Origin of the sequence: Microtetraspora niveoalba, from assembly GCF_001570405.1 — a bacterium.
Classification (GTDB): Bacteria; Actinomycetota; Actinomycetes; order Streptosporangiales; family Streptosporangiaceae; genus Microtetraspora; species Microtetraspora niveoalba.
The window spans coordinates 18,561-35,196 of the sequence record NZ_BBYM01000044.1 but is presented as its reverse complement, the minus strand read 5'-3'; the positions used below and the strand labels follow the sequence as shown (position 1 = coordinate 35,196).

The following is a 16,636-nucleotide window of genomic DNA, read 5'->3' as shown; positions in this document are numbered from 1 at the left end:
GCGCCACCGGGGACCATGGAGGGCAATATCCTCATGGGGCGAAGGGGACAGTGCCGGCGTGTCACGGCGCAGGGAGCGGCAGGATGATCGGCTTCGCCGGTCAGGGGGACGTTCCTCGTTCGCCGGCGTTCCTGCCGCGCGTCCCCGGCCACGCGATCGAACGCGAGGAGTGAGCGGTGCGCGCCGCCCGAGTGTTGTCCCTTCTGCTGTTGCTGCAGACCCGGCGGGCGATGACGGCCGCCGAGCTGGCGGTGGAGCTGGAGGTGTCCGAACGCACCGTGCAGCGTGACATCGCCGCGCTGGCCGAGGCCGGCGTGCCCGTGTACGCGGAGCGGGGGCGGGCCGGGGGATACCGCCTGGTGGACGGCTACCGGACCCGGCTGACCGGGTTGGAGCGGGCCGAGGCCGAGGTGCTGCTTCTGGCCGGGCTGCCCGGCCCGCTGCACGAGATGGGCCTGGCCGGGCGGGCGCTCGCCGCACGGCTGAAGGTAGCCGCGGCCCTCGGCGACGCCCCCGGCACGGCCGTCCAGCGGTTCCACCTGGACGCGCCCGCGTGGTTCCGCGCCGCGCGCCCGCCCGCGCTCCTCGGCGCGGTGGCCCGCGCCGTGTGGGAGGACCGCGTCCTGAGGGCGCGGTACGGACGCGACGGCGCAGCCCGCGATCGCACGCTGGAGCCGTACGGGCTCGTCCTGAAGGCCGGGCACTGGTATCTCGTCGCCAGGGCGGGCGACGAGCGGTTCCGTACCTATCGGGTGGACCGCTTCGAGGCCGCCGAGGCCGGGGAGGAGCGTTTCGCCCGCGACGCGGCTTTCGACCTCGCCGCCTTCTGGGAGGAGAAGTCCGCCGACTTCGCCAGGTCGCTGCTGCGCGAGCACGTCACCGTACGGCTCAGCCGGCTGGGCCTGGCGCGGCTGCCCCGGGTGCTGGAACCGGTCGCGGCGGCGCAGGCGCTCGCCTCGGCGGGCGAACCGGACGAGCGGGACCGGGTCACGGTGCGGCTGCCGGTCGAGTCCCAGGAGGTCGCCTACGACCAGATGTTGCGGCTCGGGCCGGAGGCCGAGGTGCTGGACCCTCCCGAACTGCGCGAGCGGATGGCCCTCGCGGCCCGCCGGGCGGCCGACCTCTACCGATAGCGAACTCGGAGGAGACGGCCACGCTCGCCGAAGGCCCTGCGCACCGTTCACGGGCCACGTGCATGGCCCTGGTTCGACCGTATCCTTGAGTTTCCGTTGAGGCTTCGGGGCGGACCTCGCCGGTCCGCGCCGGATCAACCTTCAAGTTGGAGACGATGGCACGACGAGCCCTGCGCCCGGCCGACCTCGCCGGCGAACACGGCCTGTCCGCCCAGGCGGTGCGCAACTACGAGGACGAGGGGATCATCCCTCCCGCGGCGCGCAGCCCCGCCGGGTACCGGCAGTATTCGGCCGTCCACGCGCAGGCCCTGCGCGCCTTCCTCGCCCTGCGCCCCGGGTACGGGCACCAGCCGGCCGCGGCGATCATGCGCGCCGCGCACCGGCCCGACGAGGAGACGCTGTTCCGGCTCCTCGACCTGGCGCACGCCGAACTGCTGCGCGAGCGCGACATCCTCGACGAAGTCGCCGCCGCGCTCGACGCCCTGACCGCGGCGCCCGTACGGGACGACGACCGGACCGCGGGGGTGAGCATCGGGGTGCTGGCCCACCGGCTCGGGATGCATCCCGCGTCGCTGCGCAAGTGGGAGCAGGCCGGCATCCTGCGCCCGCACCGCGACCGCGCCACCGGGCACCGCGTCTATCCGCCCGAGGCGGTGCGCGACGCGCAGATGGCCCGGCACCTGCGGCGCGGCGGCTACCCGCTGCCCCAGATCAGGCTCTTCGTGGAGCACCTGCGGGACGCGGGAGGCACGGCGGACCTGGGCAAGGTGCTCCATGAATGGCGGGCCCGGCTGCACCGCCGGAGCCGGGCGATGCTCGCCGCCGCCCGGCATCTCGACGAGTACCTCGACCTCGTCGCCTCCACCCGGCCCGAGTAGCGGCGGAAGGTCACCACCTACGCCTCGTGATCGCACGAATTTCGCGCGGGCCCCGGTCTGCACGGCCGGGGCCCGCGCATCCGTGGCGATCCGGCGCGGCGGAAAGGGCAGATCATGAAGTTCCGCACCGTGGCCGAACCTGCGGACCTCGCCCGCGCCCCGGACGCCGACATAATCAGATCGGCCCCCAGGGCTGGGAACCATCTCGTGTCACCTCAGAAATAACCGCACTGAAACAGGGCAAACCCAACCGCGTGTACGTGGTGACAGCGGTCTTACCGGCATCCCGGTTCGGGGGGCACGGGGCGGCCGGCGAAGGCGACGCGTGGGGAGGGGCGGCGATGGCGGAGCCCGGCGGGGACGCGGTCCCGCAGCAGGTGCTGAGCCCGCTGACGAGGTCGGCGATCTTCCTCGTGGTCACGATCGACCCCGGCGGCGAGCCGGTCGTGCGGGAGCTGTTGCCCGATGTGCCGGCGTTGCAGCGGGCCGTCGGCTTCCGGGCGCCGGAGGGCCGGTTGAGCTGCGTCGCCGCGATCGGGTCGCGGGCGTGGGACCGGCTGTTCGGCGGGCCGCGCCCCGCCGGGCTGCATCCCTTCCGGGAGTTGTCCGGCCCCGTCCACCACGCCGTGTCCACCCCCGGCGACCTGCTGTTCCACATCAGGGCCCAGCGGCTGGACCTGTGTTTCGGGCTTGCGTCCCAGATCATGGATCGGCTGCGCGGCGCGGTGACCGTCCAGGACGAGGTGCACGGGTTCAAATACTTCGACGTACGCGACCTGCTCGGCTTCGTCGACGGGACCGAGAACCCGGTCGGCCCGGGCGCGGCGGCGGCGGTCCTGATCGGCGAGGAGGACCCGGACTTCGCGGGCGGGAGCTACGTGATCGTGCAGAAGTACCTGCACGACCTGGAGGCGTGGAACGCGTTGTCCGTCGAGGCCCAGGAACGCGTGATCGGCCGCACGAAGCTGTCCGACATCGAGCTGGACGACGCCGTCAAACCGGCCGACTCGCACGTCGCGCTGACCACGATCGTCGACCCTGACGGCACCGAGCGGAAGATCCTGCGGGACAACATGCCCTTCGGCGCCGTCGGGAGCGGCGAGTTCGGCACGTACTTCATCGGCTACGCCCGCACGCCGGAGGTCACCGAGCGGATGCTGGAGCGGATGTTCCTGGGCGACCCGCCGGCGAGCCACGACCGGATCCTGGACTTCTCCACCGCCGTGTCCGGCACCCTGTTCTTCGTCCCGAGCGCCGACCTCCTCGACGACCTGCCCGACCCGCCCGATCTCTCCGACGCGTCCTGCGTGTCCGGTGTGCCCGACGTTCCCGGCACCACGGCCGGGGCGGACGCCGATGCCGGCGCGCGTACGGGCGCCGCGGAGGCCACGTCCGATGTCCGGCCACCGTCCGAGGGATCCCTGGGGATCGGCGATCTGAAAGGGAGCAGCGCCTGATGAACAACCTGCACCGTGAACTGGCCCCGATCTCCGCCGCGGCGTGGGCCGACCTGGAGGAAGAGGCGCGGCGTACGTTCGAGCGCCACGTGGCGGGCCGCCGCGTCGTCGACGTCCCCGGTCCCGGAGGCGCCGAGCTGTCGGCGGTCGCCACCGGGCACCTGGAAGCGATCGCCCCTCCCTTCGAGGGCGTCGTCGCCCACGCGCGCCGCTCCCAGCCCCTCACCGAACTGCGCGTGCCGTTCACGGTCGAACGGCAGCAGGTGGACGACGTCGAACGCGGAGCCAAGGACGCGGACTGGCAGCCCGTCAAGGACGCGGCCCGCCGGATCGCCTTCGCCGAGGACCGCCTGATCTTCGACGGGTACGCCGCCGCCGGCGTCACCGGCATCCGCGACGGCTCCTCCAACCCGGCGGTCCCCTTGCCGTCCGAGGTGCGTGACTATCCCGAGGCCGTCAGCCGGGCGGTCAGCGCCCTCCGCCTGGCGGGTGTCGGCGGTCCGTACACCCTGGTTCTGAGCGCCGACGCCTACACGGCCGTGAGCGAGACCGCGGACCACGGCTATCCGATCCACGAGCACATCGCCCGGCTGCTGGACGGCCGGATCATCTGGGCTCCCGCCATCGAGGGGGCCTTCCTGCTGTCCACCCGTGGTGGCGACTTCGAACTGCGCATCGGCCAGGACGTGTCGATCGGCTACCTGTCCCACGACGCCACCAGCGTCCGGCTGTACTTCCAGGAGACGCTGACCTTCCTCACGTACACCGGGGAGGCCGCGGTGGAGCTCACGGCGCCGTCCCCGCCCGCCGGTTGACGCGCCCGCTCCGATGTCACTGCGGGCGGCGGGGTCGCCGTGTGCGCGGACCGGCCGAGGGGTGTCACCGGGGTCACCGCACCTGGATTCGCCTGGTTCTGGCACGCGCAGGGCGAGGCGCCGGCTGACAGGTAATCCGGTTGCCGCGGGCGGGGCCCGGCTGGTGAGGTGGCGGGATGGATCGTGATGAGCTGCTGGCGGTCTTCGACCGCCGAATGAGGAGAGACGTCCAGTCCGACGGCCCCGGGGCGCGGGTCGAGCGGGCGGCCGGCGTGGTGCGGCAGGTCGGCGGGCCGGACGCCTGGAACGGCGTCCTCTGGTCGGACCTGGACGAGAACACCGCCGACGCCGCGATCGCCGCCGAGGTGCGCCGCTTCACCGACGCCGGGCGCGAGTTCGAGTGGAAGCTGTACGCGCACGACCGGCCGGGCGACCTGGCCGAGCGGCTGCGGGAGGCCGGGTTCACGCCCGAGCCCGAGGAGGCCGTGATGGTCGCCGAGATCGGCGACGTGTCGGCCGCCGTCGAGCTCCCCGAGGGGATCCACCTGCGCCCGGTCACCGACGCCGCCGGGGCGGAGCTCATGTCGGAGGTCCACCGCGCCGCCTTCGGCACGGACCGGCCCGAGATCGCGCGCCGGTTCCTCGCCCAGCTCGCCGAGGCGCCCGAGACGGTCGCGGCCACGGTCGCCATGGCGGGCGACGTGCCGGTCAGCGCGGCCCGGATGGAGATCAGCCCCGGCACCGGGTTCGCCGGTCTCTGGGGCGGCGGCACCGTGCCCGGCTGGCGCGGGAGGGGCCTCTACCGGGCGCTGGTCGCCCACCGCGCCCGGATCGCCGCCGAGCGGGGCTGCCGCTACCTCCAGGTCGACGCGTCCGACGAGAGCCGGCCGATCCTGCACCGGCTCGGGTTCGTGCCGCTCACCACCACCACGCCGTACGTGTACCGGCCGCTGTAGAGCCCCACCGCCGGTCACGCCGTGGACAGCGCCTGGGTGGGGGCCAGGCGGGCGGCCCGTACGGCGGGCCACAGGCCGGCGAGCGCGCCGATGACCACCGTGGCCGCGACGCCCGCCGAGACGGCGGAGACCGGGATGGCCGTCCGCCAGCCCTGGGACAGGGCGTAGCCGGCCGTGACCAGGCACCCGAGGGCCGCGCCGGCCAGCCCGCCGAGCGCCGACAGCACGACCGCCTCCACCAGGAACTGGCCGCGGATCTGGCCCCGGGTCGCGCCCAGGGCGCGGCGCAGGCCGATCTCCCCCCGGCGTTCGAGCACGGAGATGACCATCGTGTTGGCCACGCCGACCCCGCCGACGAGCAACGCGACGGCCCCCAGGCCCAGGAGCAGCCCGGTGAACGCCTGGTCGGCGGCCTGTTTGGCGGCGAGCGCGTCGGAGGGGCGCGAGACGCTGACCTCGCTCGGGTGCTCGGGGTTGGCGGTGGCGGCGAGCAGCTCGCGTACGCGGGGGACGGCGTCGTCCCGGCCGCGGACGTAGACGGTGCTGGGGTGGCCGTCGAAGCCGAGCCGGCGGCGGGCGGTCCCGCCGCCGACGAGCGCGGCGGTGTCCAGCTCGGGGGCGAGCTCGACCGGGTCCAGGACGCCGACGACGGCATGGTAGGCGTCGCCGATCAGGACCTGGGTGTCCGGTCCCGGCCGGGTGACGCCGAGCCGGGCGGCGGCGGTGTGCCCGAGCACGACGGCCGGATAGCGGGCGGTGGCGGCGTTCAGCCAGGCTCCGGCGGCGACCCTCGCCTTGAGGGTGGCGAGTAGGTCCAGGTCGACGGCGTAGACGGTGATGCCTCCGCTCTCGCCCTTGGGGATCCTGTCGTGGCGGTAGACGCTGATCCGGTCGAGCTTGCCGACGGAGGTGACCCGCTCGACGCCGTCGATCCGGCCGATCATGGCGGGCGATTCCTCAGGCAGCGTGGCCCTCCCGCCGAACAGGGCGTTCCCCGGGGCGACGGTCAGCAGGTTGGTGCCGAGCCGGCCGATCTGGGCGTCCAGGGCGGCGCGGCTGGAGGAGGAGATGCCGACGACGGCCACCATGGCGGCGATGCCGATCGCGATCCCCAGGGCGGACAGGAAGACCCGGGTCGGACGGGCGCGCAGCCCGCCGGCGCCGACCCGCAGCAGGTCGGCGGGGGACAGCCGGGCCCGGGTCAGGCGGGTCAGGTGGTGCGGGCCGTTCACGCGGTGACCTCCTGGCGCTCGTCGGCGACCACACGGCCGTCCCTGACCCGGATCCGGCGCGGCAGAGTCGCGGCCAGCTCCCTGTCGTGGGTGATGACGACGACGGTGGCGCCCGCCGCGTTGAGCTCGCGCAGCAGCCCGACCACTGCCGCGCCCGAGGCGGAGTCCAGTGCCCCGGTGGGCTCGTCGGCCAGCAGCAGCACCGGGTCGCCGACCACGGCGCGGGCGATCGCGACCCGCTGCTTCTGCCCGCCGGACAGCTCGTGCGGCCGGTGATGCGCGCGGTCGGCGAGGCCGACGCGTGCCAGGGCCGCGGCGGCCCGGCGCCGCCGTTCCCTCAGGCCCACCCCCGCGTACAGCAGGCCGTCGGCGACGTTGTCCAGGGCGCTGACCCCGGCGGCGAGGTGGAACTGCTGGAAGACGAACCCGATGGAGCGGGCCCGCAGCGCGGCGGTCTGGTCGTCGGTGAGCGCGCGCACGTCGTGGCCGTCGATGCGCACGGTCCCGGCGGTCGGGACGTCGAGGGTGCCGAGCAGGTTGAGCAGCGTGGACTTGCCCGACCCGGAGGGGCCGACGATGGCGACCAGCTCGCCGCGTCCGACGGTGAAGCTCACCTCGCGCAGGGCGTGCACCCCGCCCGGGTAGGTGCGCGACACCCCGTCCAGGCGTACGGCGGGCGGCGCCGGCGTGTGGATCATCGCGGCACCTCCACCCGGGTCCCGGCGGTCAGGCCCTCGCCGGTGACCTCGACCCTGCCCCCGGCGAACATGCCGGTGGTGACCTCGACGGTGCGGGTGGCGCCGTCCGGACCCACGACGGTGACGCCGTACCCGCCGCCGGGCAGGGCGAGCAGCGCGGAGACCGGCACCGCCAGCGCGTTCTTGCGCCGGTCGCTGACGAGGGAGACCTCGACCGGCGCGGTGTCGAACATGCCGGAGGTCGTCCCCAGCGTGATGGTGACGTCCACGGTCGGGTCGCCTCCGCCGGAGGGATCGCCGCCGCGTTTCACGACGGGACTGATCGCGGACACCTTCCCCTTGACGTCCTTTCCGCCGGGCAGCGTGACGGTGACGGCGCCGCCCTTCCGCACCAGCCGCCGGTCGGTGACCTTGAGGGGCACGACGACGACGCGGCGCAAGGAGGTGACGGTGAGCACCGGCGTGCCGGGGGCGAGGCTCGCCCCGAGCGCGGCCTCGCGGGCGGCGACGCGGACCGGGCCGGGGGCGAACCAGACCGTGGCCGGGTCCACCACGCCGGTCTCCTCGAGGCCGTGGTCCTTCTGCCAGCGGCGCACCGCCGCGGCGGTGGCCTCGCTGAAGGCGTCGTCCACGGTGAAGCCGCCGTAGCCGAGGCGGGACAGGGCCTTCTCGAACTGGGCGACGTCGGGTCCCTCGTCGCCGTTCTTCAGCGGCCGGTAGGCGGGCTGCGCGCCCTCCAGCAACAGCACGTCGGAGCCGTCGGAGCGGTACAGCCGCCCGCCGGGGCGGATCACCCGCCCGGCGCGGGGGCGCCAGATGAGCGTGCCCTGCCCGGCGGCCGCCACCTCGGTCCGGCCCGCGTAGCCGAGGGTCCCGGAGACGATCTTGCGTTCCAGGAGGGTGGTGCGTTCGACGGTGGCGGTCGCCGGGCGCGGCCCGGTGTGCGGGGGCTCCCCGCTCCCGCCGCCGGTCAGGAGCAGGGCCGCGCCGCCGGCCGTCCCGGTCGCGGTCAGGACGGCGGCCCCGGCGAGCAGGGCGCGGCGGCCGCGACGGCTCACCGCCCCGCCTGCGGACGGCACTCGCGTAGCGCCTTCAGCACCGCGTCCTGGTCGTTCTCAGGCAGGCGCATGCCCTCGCCGGGCCTGGGGTCGGCCACGTCGAGGCCCTTGCCGCGCAGGCAGCGCGCGAGCTCCACGTCCCGCTGGTGGATCTCTTCGGCGGACGGCGCGTTCGGATCGACCGGGATGAGCTTCTCGCAGGCCGCGACGGCCTTCTTGCTCGTCTCGTCGATCCTGAGCGCCGGCATGACCACGCCGGGCTTGGGGTCGGGCATGTCGACGCCGTGCTCGCGCATGCACCGGGCGTATTTCAGCAGGCCGTCCTGGTACGCCGGGTCCATGCCTCCCGCCGCGGAGCCGCCTGACGACACCGATGAACCGTCTGAGGAACCGCCTGAGGGGCCGCCGGAGTCCCGGCCGGTGTCCTGGGCGCAACCGGCCAGGGCGATGGCCAGCGCCGACAACGCCAGGGCCGTACGCACCGTGTATCGCATGAGTTCTTCTCCCGGATGTCTGATGGGTGCCGGCGGGGGAACCGGCGGGCTACAGGACATCCGGTGCCGGGTTAGGCCCCGGTTAATCGGGCGGGTCAGGGGTTCGCGCAGGTCAGCGGCTCGTTAACTCCGACCTAACCGGCAGACTGAGACAAAAGAACGGTCCGTCGCCGTCGTCTCCCGGGGGAAGCACCACATGCGCGTTCTGATCGTCGAGGACGAGCCCGCGCTCGCCGACATCCTCGCCGAGGGCCTGCGCGCCGAGGGCATGGCCGTCGACACCGCGTACGACGGTGACACCGGGCTGGAGATGGCGACCGTGCACGGATACGACGTGATCATCCTGGACCGGGACCTGCCGCTCGTCCACGGCGACGAGATCTGCCGCGCCCCGGCCGCCGCGCCCGAGGTGAACGCCCGGATCCTCATGCTCACCGCCGCCGGGACCGTCGACGACCGGGTGGACGGGCTCGCGCTCGGCGCCGACGACTACCTGCCCAAGCCGTTCGCCTATCCCGAGCTGGTGGCCCGCGTGCACGCCCTGGCCCGCCGCTCCGGACCCGCCAGTCCGCCTGTGTTGTCCCGGGCCGGCCTCGTCCTGGACCCGCGCCGCCGTACGGCGAGCCGGGAGGGGCGGGCGCTGGATCTCACTCCCAAGGAGTTCGGCGTGCTGGCGGAGCTGCTGCGCGCCGACGGCGCCCCCGTCTCCACCGTGCACCTGCTGGAGAAGGTGTGGGACGCCAACCTCGACCCGTTCAGCGGGGTGCTGAAGGTGGTCGTCCACGGGCTGCGCCGCAAGCTCGGCGACCCGCCGGTGCTGCACACCGTTCCCGGCCACGGATACCGGGTCTGACCGTGCGGGGCTTCCGCGGCCTCCGCCGGGTCCGGCTGACCGTGCGGGGCAAGCTCACCGCGATCTACACCGCCGTCTTCACGGCCGGCGGGCTCCTGCTGCTCGCCTTCAACTACGTGGTCGTCGCGGGCAGCCTCGACGTGCACGGCCTGTCCCTGGCCCGGGCCATCCCGGCCGCGCGGACCAGCGCGCCCGGCCTGACCGGCGCCACCCCGGCGCCCGCCCAAGACGCCGCGCCCATGACCTCGAGCCGGATCCTCCCGGCGAGCCCCTCCCGGCTGCTCGGCGAGTACCGCGACGCCGTGTTGTCCGACCTGGTGCTGCGGTCCGCCGTCGCCCTGCTGATCGTCGTCGTGCTGGCCGCGCTCGCCGGGCGGCTGATCGCCGGACGCGCCCTGGCCCGGCTGCACCGCGTCACCGAGACCGCGCGCCACCTGTCGGAGCACGATCTCAGCCGGCGGCTCGCCCTGTCCGGCCCGCACGACGAGCTCAAGGACCTCGGCGACACGTTCGACGGGATGCTCGCCCGGCTGCAGGCGGCCTTCGACAGCCAGCGGCGCTTCGCGGCCAACGCCTCGCACGAGCTGCGTACGCCGCTGGCCATCCAGCGGGCGGCCGTCGAGGTCCCCCTCACGACGGGGCAGGTCCCGCCCCACCTGCTGCCCGCCATGCGCCGTGTCCTGGACGCGGCCGAGCGCAGCGAGCACCTCATCGAGAGTCTGCTGCTGCTCGCCCGCGGCGACCGCGGCCTGGACGAGACCCGGCCGGCCGACCTCGCCCAGGCCGCCCGGGAGGCCGCCGACACGCTCGCCGACCTCGCCCACTCCCACGGCGTACGGCTGAGCACGCGCCTCGGACCGGCCCCGCTCGACGGCGACCCCGTGTTGCTGAACCACCTGGCGCGCAACCTCATCGACAACGCGATCCGCTACAACACCGATGGCGGCCGGGTCGAGGTGGTCACCGCCGCGGTGGGCGCCCACGTCACGATCACGGTGCGCAACACCGGCCCGCGCGTCGACGCGGACACGGCCGCCGAGCTGTTCACCCCGTTCCGGCGCGGTGACGGGCCGCGCCTGCGCCACGCCGCGGGAAGCGGCCTCGGGCTGTCCATCGTCCGGTCGATCGCCACCGCGCACGGCGGTACGGCGGCCGCCGTAGCGCGTCCGGGCGGGGGCCTGGTCGTCACGGTCACGCTGCCCACCCGCCGCGGCCCCCTAGAACGCCCCCTCGTGCGGACCTAGTAGAACGATCTGGTGTGGTCGGTCAGGCTCAGCCCGAGCTGGGTGAACGTCTGCAGCTGGTCGTAGTAGAGACGCTGGGAGACGATGAGGTCGTCCTCGATCGTGAAGATCCAGCACTGGCGGACGCTGATCCGCCGGTTCGTCGCGTGGAGCACCTCGCCGTCCAGCGCCAGATAGGGGCCGCCGTGGGTGCCCGTGGCGAGCATCTCGATCAGGACCAGGTCCCGGCTCGCCGCCTTTCCGAGCACGGTCAGCCGTACGTCGGGGAACCCCTCCCAGACGTGCGCGTGATACGAGGCGATCTGGTCGGGGCCCTCGGCGACGATCTCGGGCGCCACGACGACCGCATGCGCGCTGTAGCAGCGCATCACCGCGTCCAGATCATGGGCGTTGACGGCCTCGATGAGGCGGTCCGCGGTGTCGGGCATGGCGGCGGCCTCCTGCTCACCCACAGCACCGACGCTAGCGAGCCGGGGGTAAAACCTGGCCCAACGCCTGACGATGATTGGCGGGTCGGGCTGGACGGCGCGGGCGTCTATCGGCCCGCCGCGAGCACGGAGCGCAGGGTCGCGTCGAGTACGCGGGCGGCGTCGGCGTGGTCCAGCCGCCCCGCCTCCACTTCCTGGGCCGCGCTGTGCAGCGTGGCGTAGACATGCGCGACCAGCCAGGACAGCGGCAGGTCCGTACGGAAGGCGCCCTCGTCCCGGCCGCGGGCGATGAGCCGCTCGACGCGGGAGAGCGCGCCCTCGTGGTAGTGGCGGATGCGTTCGGTGGGCAGGACGCGGTCGGCGGCGGTCAGCAGCCGCCGGTTCCGGTCGAGAAGCTCCCAGGAGGACGCGATGAGCCGGCTGATCGCCTCCTGCGCCGGGAGCTCCTCGTACGCGGGATCCTCGAGGGCGGCGTCCACGAGGGCGACCGCGCGGTCGAGCACGGCCTCGACGAGGGCCTCCCGCGTGGGGAAGTGCCCGTACAGGGTGACCCGGCCGACGCCGGCGGCCTTGGCGATGTCGGCGGTGCTCGCGTCCGGGTCCTTGGTCAGGAGGTCGAGGCCCGCCGTGACGATCGCCGCGATGTTCCGCTCGGCGTCGGCGCGCCGGGCGGGCCGGGTGGGCCGGGGAGGCGTCATGGACCTGGTCTCCTGCTCGCGTCGGAGGAACGCCCGCGGTGGTGCGGGCGCCGGACCGAGCGCGGTCGCGGAGCCGCGCGCCGGTCCGACGAGCGTAGCGACCGATCACCAGACGATGCGTCCCCGCCGCGCGTCGTCGGGGGAACGGATCCCAGGATCCCGGCGGGCCGGGTTCAGTGGACGCGGGGGCCGTCGAAGGCGGGCAGGCGGCCCGGCGGCAGCAGCACGAGGGCGACGAGCGCGGCGACCGCCCCGGCCACCCCCCAGGCCGTGAACGCGGCGGTGAACCCGGTGAGGCCCGGCCCGGTCGGGGTGGGCGCGGTCAGGCTGGGCGCGGCGAGGCTGGACACCACCGCGACGCCGACCGCGCCGCCGAGCTCGTGGAAGGTGTTGACGACGCCCGAGGCGAGCCCCGACTCGTCGTGGGCGACGAGTGCGAGCGCGGTCGTGGTGGCCGAGACGAACACCGCGCCGAGCCCGATCGAGGCGACGGTCAGTCCCGTCACCATGACGGCGGGGGAGAGGGACAGCAGGGCGACCGGCCCCGTGCCGATCGCGGCCAGGACCAGGCCGATCACCGCGGGGAGCCGCCCGCCCAGGTGGTCGACCAGGTGACTGCCGAGGTGGGCGCCGAGCCCGGTGCCGGCCGCGACCGGCAGGAACAGCAGGCCGGTGAGCAGCGCGCTGTACCCCTGGTGGCGCTGCAGATAGAAGGAGCCGAGGAAGAACAGGCCGATCAGCATCCCGGTGGCGACCAGCATGAGGAACGCGCCCGAGAGGACCGGCCGCCGGGTGAGCAGTCGTACGCGCATGAGCGGGGTGCGCACCGCCCGCTCCACGACGGCGAAGACCGCGTAGAGGACGACGGCCGCCGCCACGGCCGCGAGCGTGACCGTGTCGCCCCAGCCCTCGTCGCCGGCGTTGACCAGACCGTAGATCAGGGACGCGGTGGCGGCGGTGACGAGCAGCGCTCCGGGCAGGTCGACGCGTCGCGGTGCGGGGGGCGCCGCGGCGACACGGACGACGAGCGGCAGCGTCACCAGTACGGCCAGGCCGACCGGGACGTTGATGAAGAAGATCCAGCGCCAGCCGGGGCCCGCGGTGAGCGCTCCGCCGAGGAGCACGCCGATGGCCGAGCCCGCCCCGCCGATGGCGGCCCAGACGCCGAGCGCCCGGTTGCGCTCGGCGCCGTGGAAGGTGGTGGTGACGGTGGCCAGCGCGGCCGGGGACAGCAGCGCGGCGCCGACGCCCTGCCCGATGCGGCCGCCCACGAGCGCGGCCGCGCCGCCCGCCAGCCCGGACGCCAGCGAGGCGAGGACGAAGATCCCGATACCGGCGACCATCAGGCGGCGGGCGCCGAACACGTCCGCAAGCCGCCCGCCGAGCAGCATGAGCCCGCCGAAGAACAAGGTGTACGCGGTGACGACCCAGGTGAGGGTGGCCCGGCTCAGGCCGAGCTCCGCGCCGATGTCGGGCAGGGCGACGTTCACCACGGTGACGTCGAGGACGAGCATGAACTGGGCGACGCTGATCAGCGCCAGCGCGCGCCACCGGCGGGGGTCCGGTGGCGCGTGATGGACGGCGGGTGGGGCGGGGGAGCTGTGCGCCATGGCATCCTCATTAACTCGAACACTGATGTACGAGTTAATACCATAGCCCCGCAGGGTATGCGATCCCGCGCCGCTGTCCGCGTCACCGGGAACTCAGTCGGCCGGGCGCCGCCGTACCTTGAGGACGCTGTCGGTCAGGGTGCGCTGCTCGCCGTCGTGACCGGTCTGGACGCGCTCGCGTTCCTCGCCCACCAGCACCTCCCACTCGCCGTCCGGGAGGTCGAGGTCCTTGAGGACCTCCTCGGTGGTGGGCAGGCGCATGTCGGCGTGGCCGTCGTGCTGCCAGTGGGGCACCCCGGAGTGCCCGACGACGAGCAGCGCGCCGCCGGGCGCGACCGCCGCCGCCGCGCGCCGGAGGATCTCCTCCCGGGGCAGTTCCACGCGCGAGTGCAGGAAGTGGGCGGAGACGAGATCGAAGACGCCGGAGGGGAAGGACTCCGACAGATCGTGCCGCTGCCAGTCCACCAGGTCCGCCACTCCGGCGGCCTCCGCATGCGCCGCCCCGCGGTCCAGGGCGACCTGGGAGATGTCCACCGCGGTGACGTGCCACCCCTGCCGCGCGAGCCAGACGGCGTCGGCTCCCTCGCCGCACCCCAGATCAAGCGCCCGGCCGACCGGAAGGCCGGCCGTCTCGTGGACCAGGGCGGCGTTGGGGTTCCCGCTCCAGATCCGGTCGCTCTCGCTGTACCGGTGGTTCCAGTACTCCTCGGCGCTCATGTCGCTCACATCGTGCGTGCCGTGCGTGCCGTGCGCGTCGCCGGTCATCGGCGGCCTCCTGATCGTCGCTGGATGTCGTCCCCGGGGTCGTTCCCGGATGCCGTACGTGCCCGTCGAGGGACGGGGACGGCTGTGGCCCCGTGCGTCCCGCCCGTCGGCGTACGGCCCCTGGACCTCGCCGGCGCAGATGATGCGGCCGCGGTCGGGAGGATGACAACTTTTGTTGCCGGGACGGCAACGGCGGCGCACTTCCGATGAGGAGCCGCCACGCCTTGGCGGAGTCCGGCGGCGGACCGAAATCGTCGGCATCGATTTGTGGAGAAAATGGCGGCTGTGAGGTAGATCACAGGAAAAAGCTGGAATAAGGGATATATGCCTGATGTTGCAGCGCCTCGTGAGGTTCTCGGTGGTCTTCGTATGGCTCGTCGAGCGGTTGCACGTGGATCTGTGCCGCATCGACGGCGATCTGTGTCGGCACTGAACGCGTCTTCGACCTTCCCCCACCTCACCCGCATGCTGTGCCCGCGCCGGCATGCCCTCCTTCCGGAGTCCCGTTCGTGAAGAAGTTCTCCTTCTCCCTGCAGTTGCTGCTGGGTCTGGTCGTCGGTGTCGCCCTCGGGCTCGTCGCCCGCGCCGGCGAGGTCGGCTGGCTGGCCGACACCCTGACCGAGATCGGCAAGATCTTCGTCCAGCTCCTCAAGCTCGCCGTGCCGCCGCTCGTGTTCACCGCGGTCGTCGTCAGCGTGGCCAACCTGCGCAACGTCAACGGAGCCGCCAGGCTCGCCGGCAAGACGCTGCTCTGGTTCATGATCACCTCGTTGGTCTCCGTGGCCGCCGCCATCGGCCTCGGCCTGGCGATCAACCCCGGCCAGGGCGTGACCATCGCCACCGACGGCGCCAAGGCCGTCGATCTCGAAGGCGCGGGCACCTGGCTCGACTTCGTGACCGGCATCATCCCGACCAACATCGTCACCGCGTTCACCGAGCTCAAGGTCCTGCAGATCGTCTTCCTGGGCGTCGTCCTCGGTGCCGCCGCCATGGCGATCGGCGAGAAGGCCGAGCCGTTCCTGAACCTCAGCCGCTCGGTCCTGGAGCTGGTCCAGAAGGCCCTGTGGTGGGTCATCCGCCTGGCACCGATCGGCACCGCGGGTCTGATCGGAAAGTCCGTCGCCACCTACGGCTGGGACCTGCTCTCCCCGCTGGCGAAGTTCAGCGCGGGCGTCTACGCCGGCTGCTTCATCGTGCTGCTGCTGATCTACCCCGTGCTGCTCGCCCTCGTGGGCAAGGTCAGCCCGATCGCGTTCTACCGCAACGCCTGGCCCGCGATCGAGCTGGGCTTCGTCTCCCGCTCGTCCGTCGGCACCATGCCGCTCACCCAGCGCGTCACCACCGAGCGGCTCGGCGTGGACCGCGACTACGCCTCCTTCGCGGTGCCGTTCGGCGCCACCACCAAGATGGACGGCTGCGCCGCGGTCTACCCGGCGCTTGCCGCGATCTTCGTGGCGCAGGTGTTCGGCGTCCCGCTCGGGGTGGGCGACTACCTGCTGATCGCGTTCGTCTCCGTGGTCGGCTCCGCCGCCACCGCCGGCCTGACCGGCGCCATCGTGATGCTGACCCTCACGCTGAGCACGCTCGGCCTGCCCCTGGAGGGCGTCGGACTGCTGCTGGCCATCGATCCGATCCTCGACATGATCCGCACCGCCACCAACGTCGCCGGGCAGATGGTCGTCCCGGTCCTGGTCGGCCGGTCGGAGAGCCGCCTCGACGAGGCCGTCTTCTCGGCCCCGCCGCAGCCGCTCGACGACGCGCCCGCCGCGAAGGCGGGCGCGTCGGCCGAGCCGGCCCTGGCCTGAGATCACGCGGGGGCGGTCCTTCCCGGCGGCCGGATCACCGGCCGGGAAGGGACCGCCCCCGCGTGTTTCCGCGTTCGCGTCCGGCCAGCCAGGACGCGGCGCAGGTGGCCAGGACGACCGCCAGGAACGGCAGATACCGCACACCCTTCCGCATCGCGCCCCCGACCCGCATCGCGCCCCCGACGCCCGTCAGGCCGCCCTCGCCCGTCACGCCGCGTCACCCTTCCCGTCCGCCCGCGCGAGCCCGGCCCGCTGCGGCTCCACCGTGTACGCGGGATCGCGCGCGGACTCCAGCCCCGCGTGGAACACGCCGAACCGGGTGCAGGCCGACCCCGCCAGCAGCGCCGCCCCGGCCACCGCCGCCATGCCCCGGCCGCGCCACGCGGCGGCCAGCCCGAGCACCGCCCCGGTGAGGGACAGCACCTCGCCGAGATGCAGCAGGCGGCCTCCCGTCCCGCGTTTCAGCGGCTCGCCCACCTGGCCCAGCCGCCGCTCCATCCGCCGGGCCGCGG

17 protein-coding genes and 1 pseudogene are annotated in these 16,636 nt (G+C 73.8%); 8 read left to right on the top strand and 10 right to left on the bottom strand.

Going from position 1 to position 16,636, the window contains the following annotated elements:
- The first annotated feature begins 176 nt into the window (after positions 1 to 176).
- The 5 genes from AWQ70_RS32985 (at position 177) to AWQ70_RS32965 (ending at position 5,239) form a co-directional block, all read left to right on the top strand.
- Entirely contained in the window at positions 177 to 1,133 is a 957-nt protein-coding gene (locus tag AWQ70_RS32985) for a helix-turn-helix transcriptional regulator (RefSeq protein ID WP_067185210.1), read from the top strand.
- A 155-nt stretch (positions 1,134 to 1,288) separates the two neighbouring features.
- Positions 1,289 to 2,011, top strand: coding sequence for a MerR family transcriptional regulator (locus AWQ70_RS32980; RefSeq protein ID WP_218004745.1), 723 nt, complete (start codon positions 1,289 to 1,291; stop codon positions 2,009 to 2,011).
- Positions 2,012 to 2,352: 341 nt separating this feature from the next.
- Positions 2,353 to 3,468: a Dyp-type peroxidase gene (locus tag AWQ70_RS32975; RefSeq protein WP_067185207.1), complete on the top strand. Its 1,116-nt coding sequence runs from the start codon at positions 2,353 to 2,355 to the stop codon at positions 3,466 to 3,468.
- Positions 3,468 to 4,283: a family 1 encapsulin nanocompartment shell protein gene (locus AWQ70_RS32970; RefSeq protein ID WP_067185203.1), complete on the top strand. Its 816-nt coding sequence runs from the start codon at positions 3,468 to 3,470 to the stop codon at positions 4,281 to 4,283. The genes AWQ70_RS32975 and AWQ70_RS32970 overlap by 1 nt, the downstream gene beginning before the upstream one ends.
- Before the next feature lie 176 nt (positions 4,284 to 4,459).
- Entirely contained in the window at positions 4,460 to 5,239 is a 780-nt protein-coding gene (locus tag AWQ70_RS32965) for a GNAT family N-acetyltransferase (protein ID WP_067185199.1), read from the top strand.
- Between the two features lie 14 nt (positions 5,240 to 5,253).
- On the opposite strand, the gene AWQ70_RS32960 is transcribed toward AWQ70_RS32965, so the two are convergent.
- The 4 genes from AWQ70_RS32960 to AWQ70_RS32945 are packed head-to-tail and all read right to left on the bottom strand — an operon-like array spanning position 5,254 to position 8,721.
- Positions 5,254 to 6,471: an ABC transporter permease gene (locus tag AWQ70_RS32960; protein ID WP_245647260.1), complete on the bottom strand. Its 1,218-nt coding sequence runs from the start codon at positions 6,469 to 6,471 to the stop codon at positions 5,254 to 5,256.
- A complete protein-coding gene (locus AWQ70_RS32955; RefSeq protein ID WP_067185196.1) occupies positions 6,468 to 7,169 on the bottom strand; it encodes an ABC transporter ATP-binding protein in 702 nt (233 codons plus the stop codon). The genes AWQ70_RS32960 and AWQ70_RS32955 overlap by 4 nt, the downstream gene beginning before the upstream one ends.
- Complete coding sequence (locus AWQ70_RS32950) at positions 7,166 to 8,227, bottom strand: peptidoglycan-binding protein (protein ID WP_067185298.1); 1,062 nt, start codon at positions 8,225 to 8,227, stop codon at positions 7,166 to 7,168. Before AWQ70_RS32950 ends, AWQ70_RS32955 begins: the two co-directional genes overlap by 4 nt.
- Positions 8,224 to 8,721 carry a hypothetical protein gene (locus AWQ70_RS32945; RefSeq protein ID WP_067185192.1) on the bottom strand — a complete coding sequence of 166 codons (498 nt, stop codon included), beginning with the start codon at positions 8,719 to 8,721 and terminating at the stop codon, positions 8,224 to 8,226. The genes AWQ70_RS32950 and AWQ70_RS32945 overlap by 4 nt, the downstream gene beginning before the upstream one ends.
- A gap of 196 nt (positions 8,722 to 8,917) precedes the next feature.
- On the opposite strand from AWQ70_RS32945, the gene AWQ70_RS32940 reads away from it, so the two are divergent.
- Entirely contained in the window at positions 8,918 to 9,574 is a 657-nt protein-coding gene (locus AWQ70_RS32940; RefSeq protein ID WP_067185189.1) for a response regulator transcription factor, read from the top strand.
- Between the two features lie 2 nt (positions 9,575 to 9,576).
- The gene (locus tag AWQ70_RS32935) at positions 9,577 to 10,818 is read left to right on the top strand and encodes a sensor histidine kinase (RefSeq protein ID WP_067185185.1); all 1,242 of its coding nucleotides are present in this window, start codon (positions 9,577 to 9,579) and stop codon (positions 10,816 to 10,818) included.
- Here the strand turns inward: AWQ70_RS32935 and AWQ70_RS32930 are convergent.
- The 4 genes from AWQ70_RS32930 to AWQ70_RS32915 all read right to left on the bottom strand — a co-directional run bounded on the left by AWQ70_RS32930 (position 10,815) and on the right by AWQ70_RS32915 (position 14,319).
- Positions 10,815 to 11,270 (bottom strand): ester cyclase, encoded by a 456-nt coding sequence (locus AWQ70_RS32930; RefSeq protein ID WP_157530764.1) that lies wholly within the window; start codon positions 11,268 to 11,270, stop codon positions 10,815 to 10,817. The genes AWQ70_RS32935 and AWQ70_RS32930 overlap by 4 nt on opposite strands.
- 83 nt (positions 11,271 to 11,353) lie before the next feature.
- Positions 11,354 to 11,944, bottom strand: coding sequence for a TetR/AcrR family transcriptional regulator (locus tag AWQ70_RS32925; RefSeq protein WP_067185179.1), 591 nt, complete (start codon positions 11,942 to 11,944; stop codon positions 11,354 to 11,356).
- A 173-nt stretch (positions 11,945 to 12,117) separates the two neighbouring features.
- Entirely contained in the window at positions 12,118 to 13,554 is a 1,437-nt protein-coding gene (locus tag AWQ70_RS32920; RefSeq protein WP_067185176.1) for an MFS transporter, read from the bottom strand.
- A 93-nt stretch (positions 13,555 to 13,647) separates the two neighbouring features.
- Positions 13,648 to 14,319, bottom strand: coding sequence for a class I SAM-dependent methyltransferase (locus tag AWQ70_RS32915; protein WP_067185173.1), 672 nt, complete (start codon positions 14,317 to 14,319; stop codon positions 13,648 to 13,650).
- Positions 14,320 to 14,828: 509 nt separating this feature from the next.
- Between AWQ70_RS32915 and AWQ70_RS32910 the strand changes: the two genes are divergently transcribed.
- Positions 14,829 to 16,124 (top strand): dicarboxylate/amino acid:cation symporter, encoded by a 1,296-nt coding sequence (locus tag AWQ70_RS32910; RefSeq protein WP_157530762.1) that lies wholly within the window; start codon positions 14,829 to 14,831, stop codon positions 16,122 to 16,124.
- Between the two features lie 34 nt (positions 16,125 to 16,158).
- Here AWQ70_RS32910 and AWQ70_RS39505 read toward each other — a convergent pair whose 3' ends face one another.
- Both AWQ70_RS39505 and AWQ70_RS41700 read right to left on the bottom strand, forming a co-directional pair.
- Positions 16,159 to 16,335 (bottom strand): hypothetical protein, encoded by a 177-nt coding sequence (locus tag AWQ70_RS39505; protein ID WP_157530760.1) that lies wholly within the window; start codon positions 16,333 to 16,335, stop codon positions 16,159 to 16,161.
- Positions 16,332 to 16,636: pseudogene (locus AWQ70_RS41700) on the bottom strand (NrfD/PsrC family molybdoenzyme membrane anchor subunit); the annotation flags it as partial. The pseudogene AWQ70_RS41700 and the gene AWQ70_RS39505, both read right to left, overlap by 4 nt.

What these genes read in the sequence shown, in the direction of transcription:
- AWQ70_RS32980 (WP_218004745.1), top strand. Translation starts at nt 1,289, where the DNA reads ATGGCACGACGAGCCCTGCGCCCGGCCGACCTCGCCGGCGAACACGGC.
- AWQ70_RS32975 (WP_067185207.1), top strand. Translation starts at nt 2,353, where the DNA reads ATGGCGGAGCCCGGCGGGGACGCGGTCCCGCAGCAGGTGCTGAGCCCG.
- AWQ70_RS32970 (WP_067185203.1), top strand. Translation starts at nt 3,468, where the DNA reads ATGAACAACCTGCACCGTGAACTGGCCCCGATCTCCGCCGCGGCGTGG.
- AWQ70_RS32965 (WP_067185199.1), top strand. Translation starts at nt 4,460, where the DNA reads ATGGATCGTGATGAGCTGCTGGCGGTCTTCGACCGCCGAATGAGGAGA.
- AWQ70_RS32955 (WP_067185196.1), bottom strand. Translation starts at nt 7,169, where the DNA reads ATGATCCACACGCCGGCGCCGCCCGCCGTACGCCTGGACGGGGTGTCG.
- AWQ70_RS32945 (WP_067185192.1), bottom strand. Translation starts at nt 8,721, where the DNA reads ATGCGATACACGGTGCGTACGGCCCTGGCGTTGTCGGCGCTGGCCATC.
- AWQ70_RS32940 (WP_067185189.1), top strand. Translation starts at nt 8,918, where the DNA reads ATGCGCGTTCTGATCGTCGAGGACGAGCCCGCGCTCGCCGACATCCTC.
- AWQ70_RS32925 (WP_067185179.1), bottom strand. Translation starts at nt 11,944, where the DNA reads ATGACGCCTCCCCGGCCCACCCGGCCCGCCCGGCGCGCCGACGCCGAG.
- AWQ70_RS32920 (WP_067185176.1), bottom strand. Translation starts at nt 13,554, where the DNA reads ATGGCGCACAGCTCCCCCGCCCCACCCGCCGTCCATCACGCGCCACCG.
- AWQ70_RS32915 (WP_067185173.1), bottom strand. Translation starts at nt 14,319, where the DNA reads ATGACCGGCGACGCGCACGGCACGCACGGCACGCACGATGTGAGCGAC.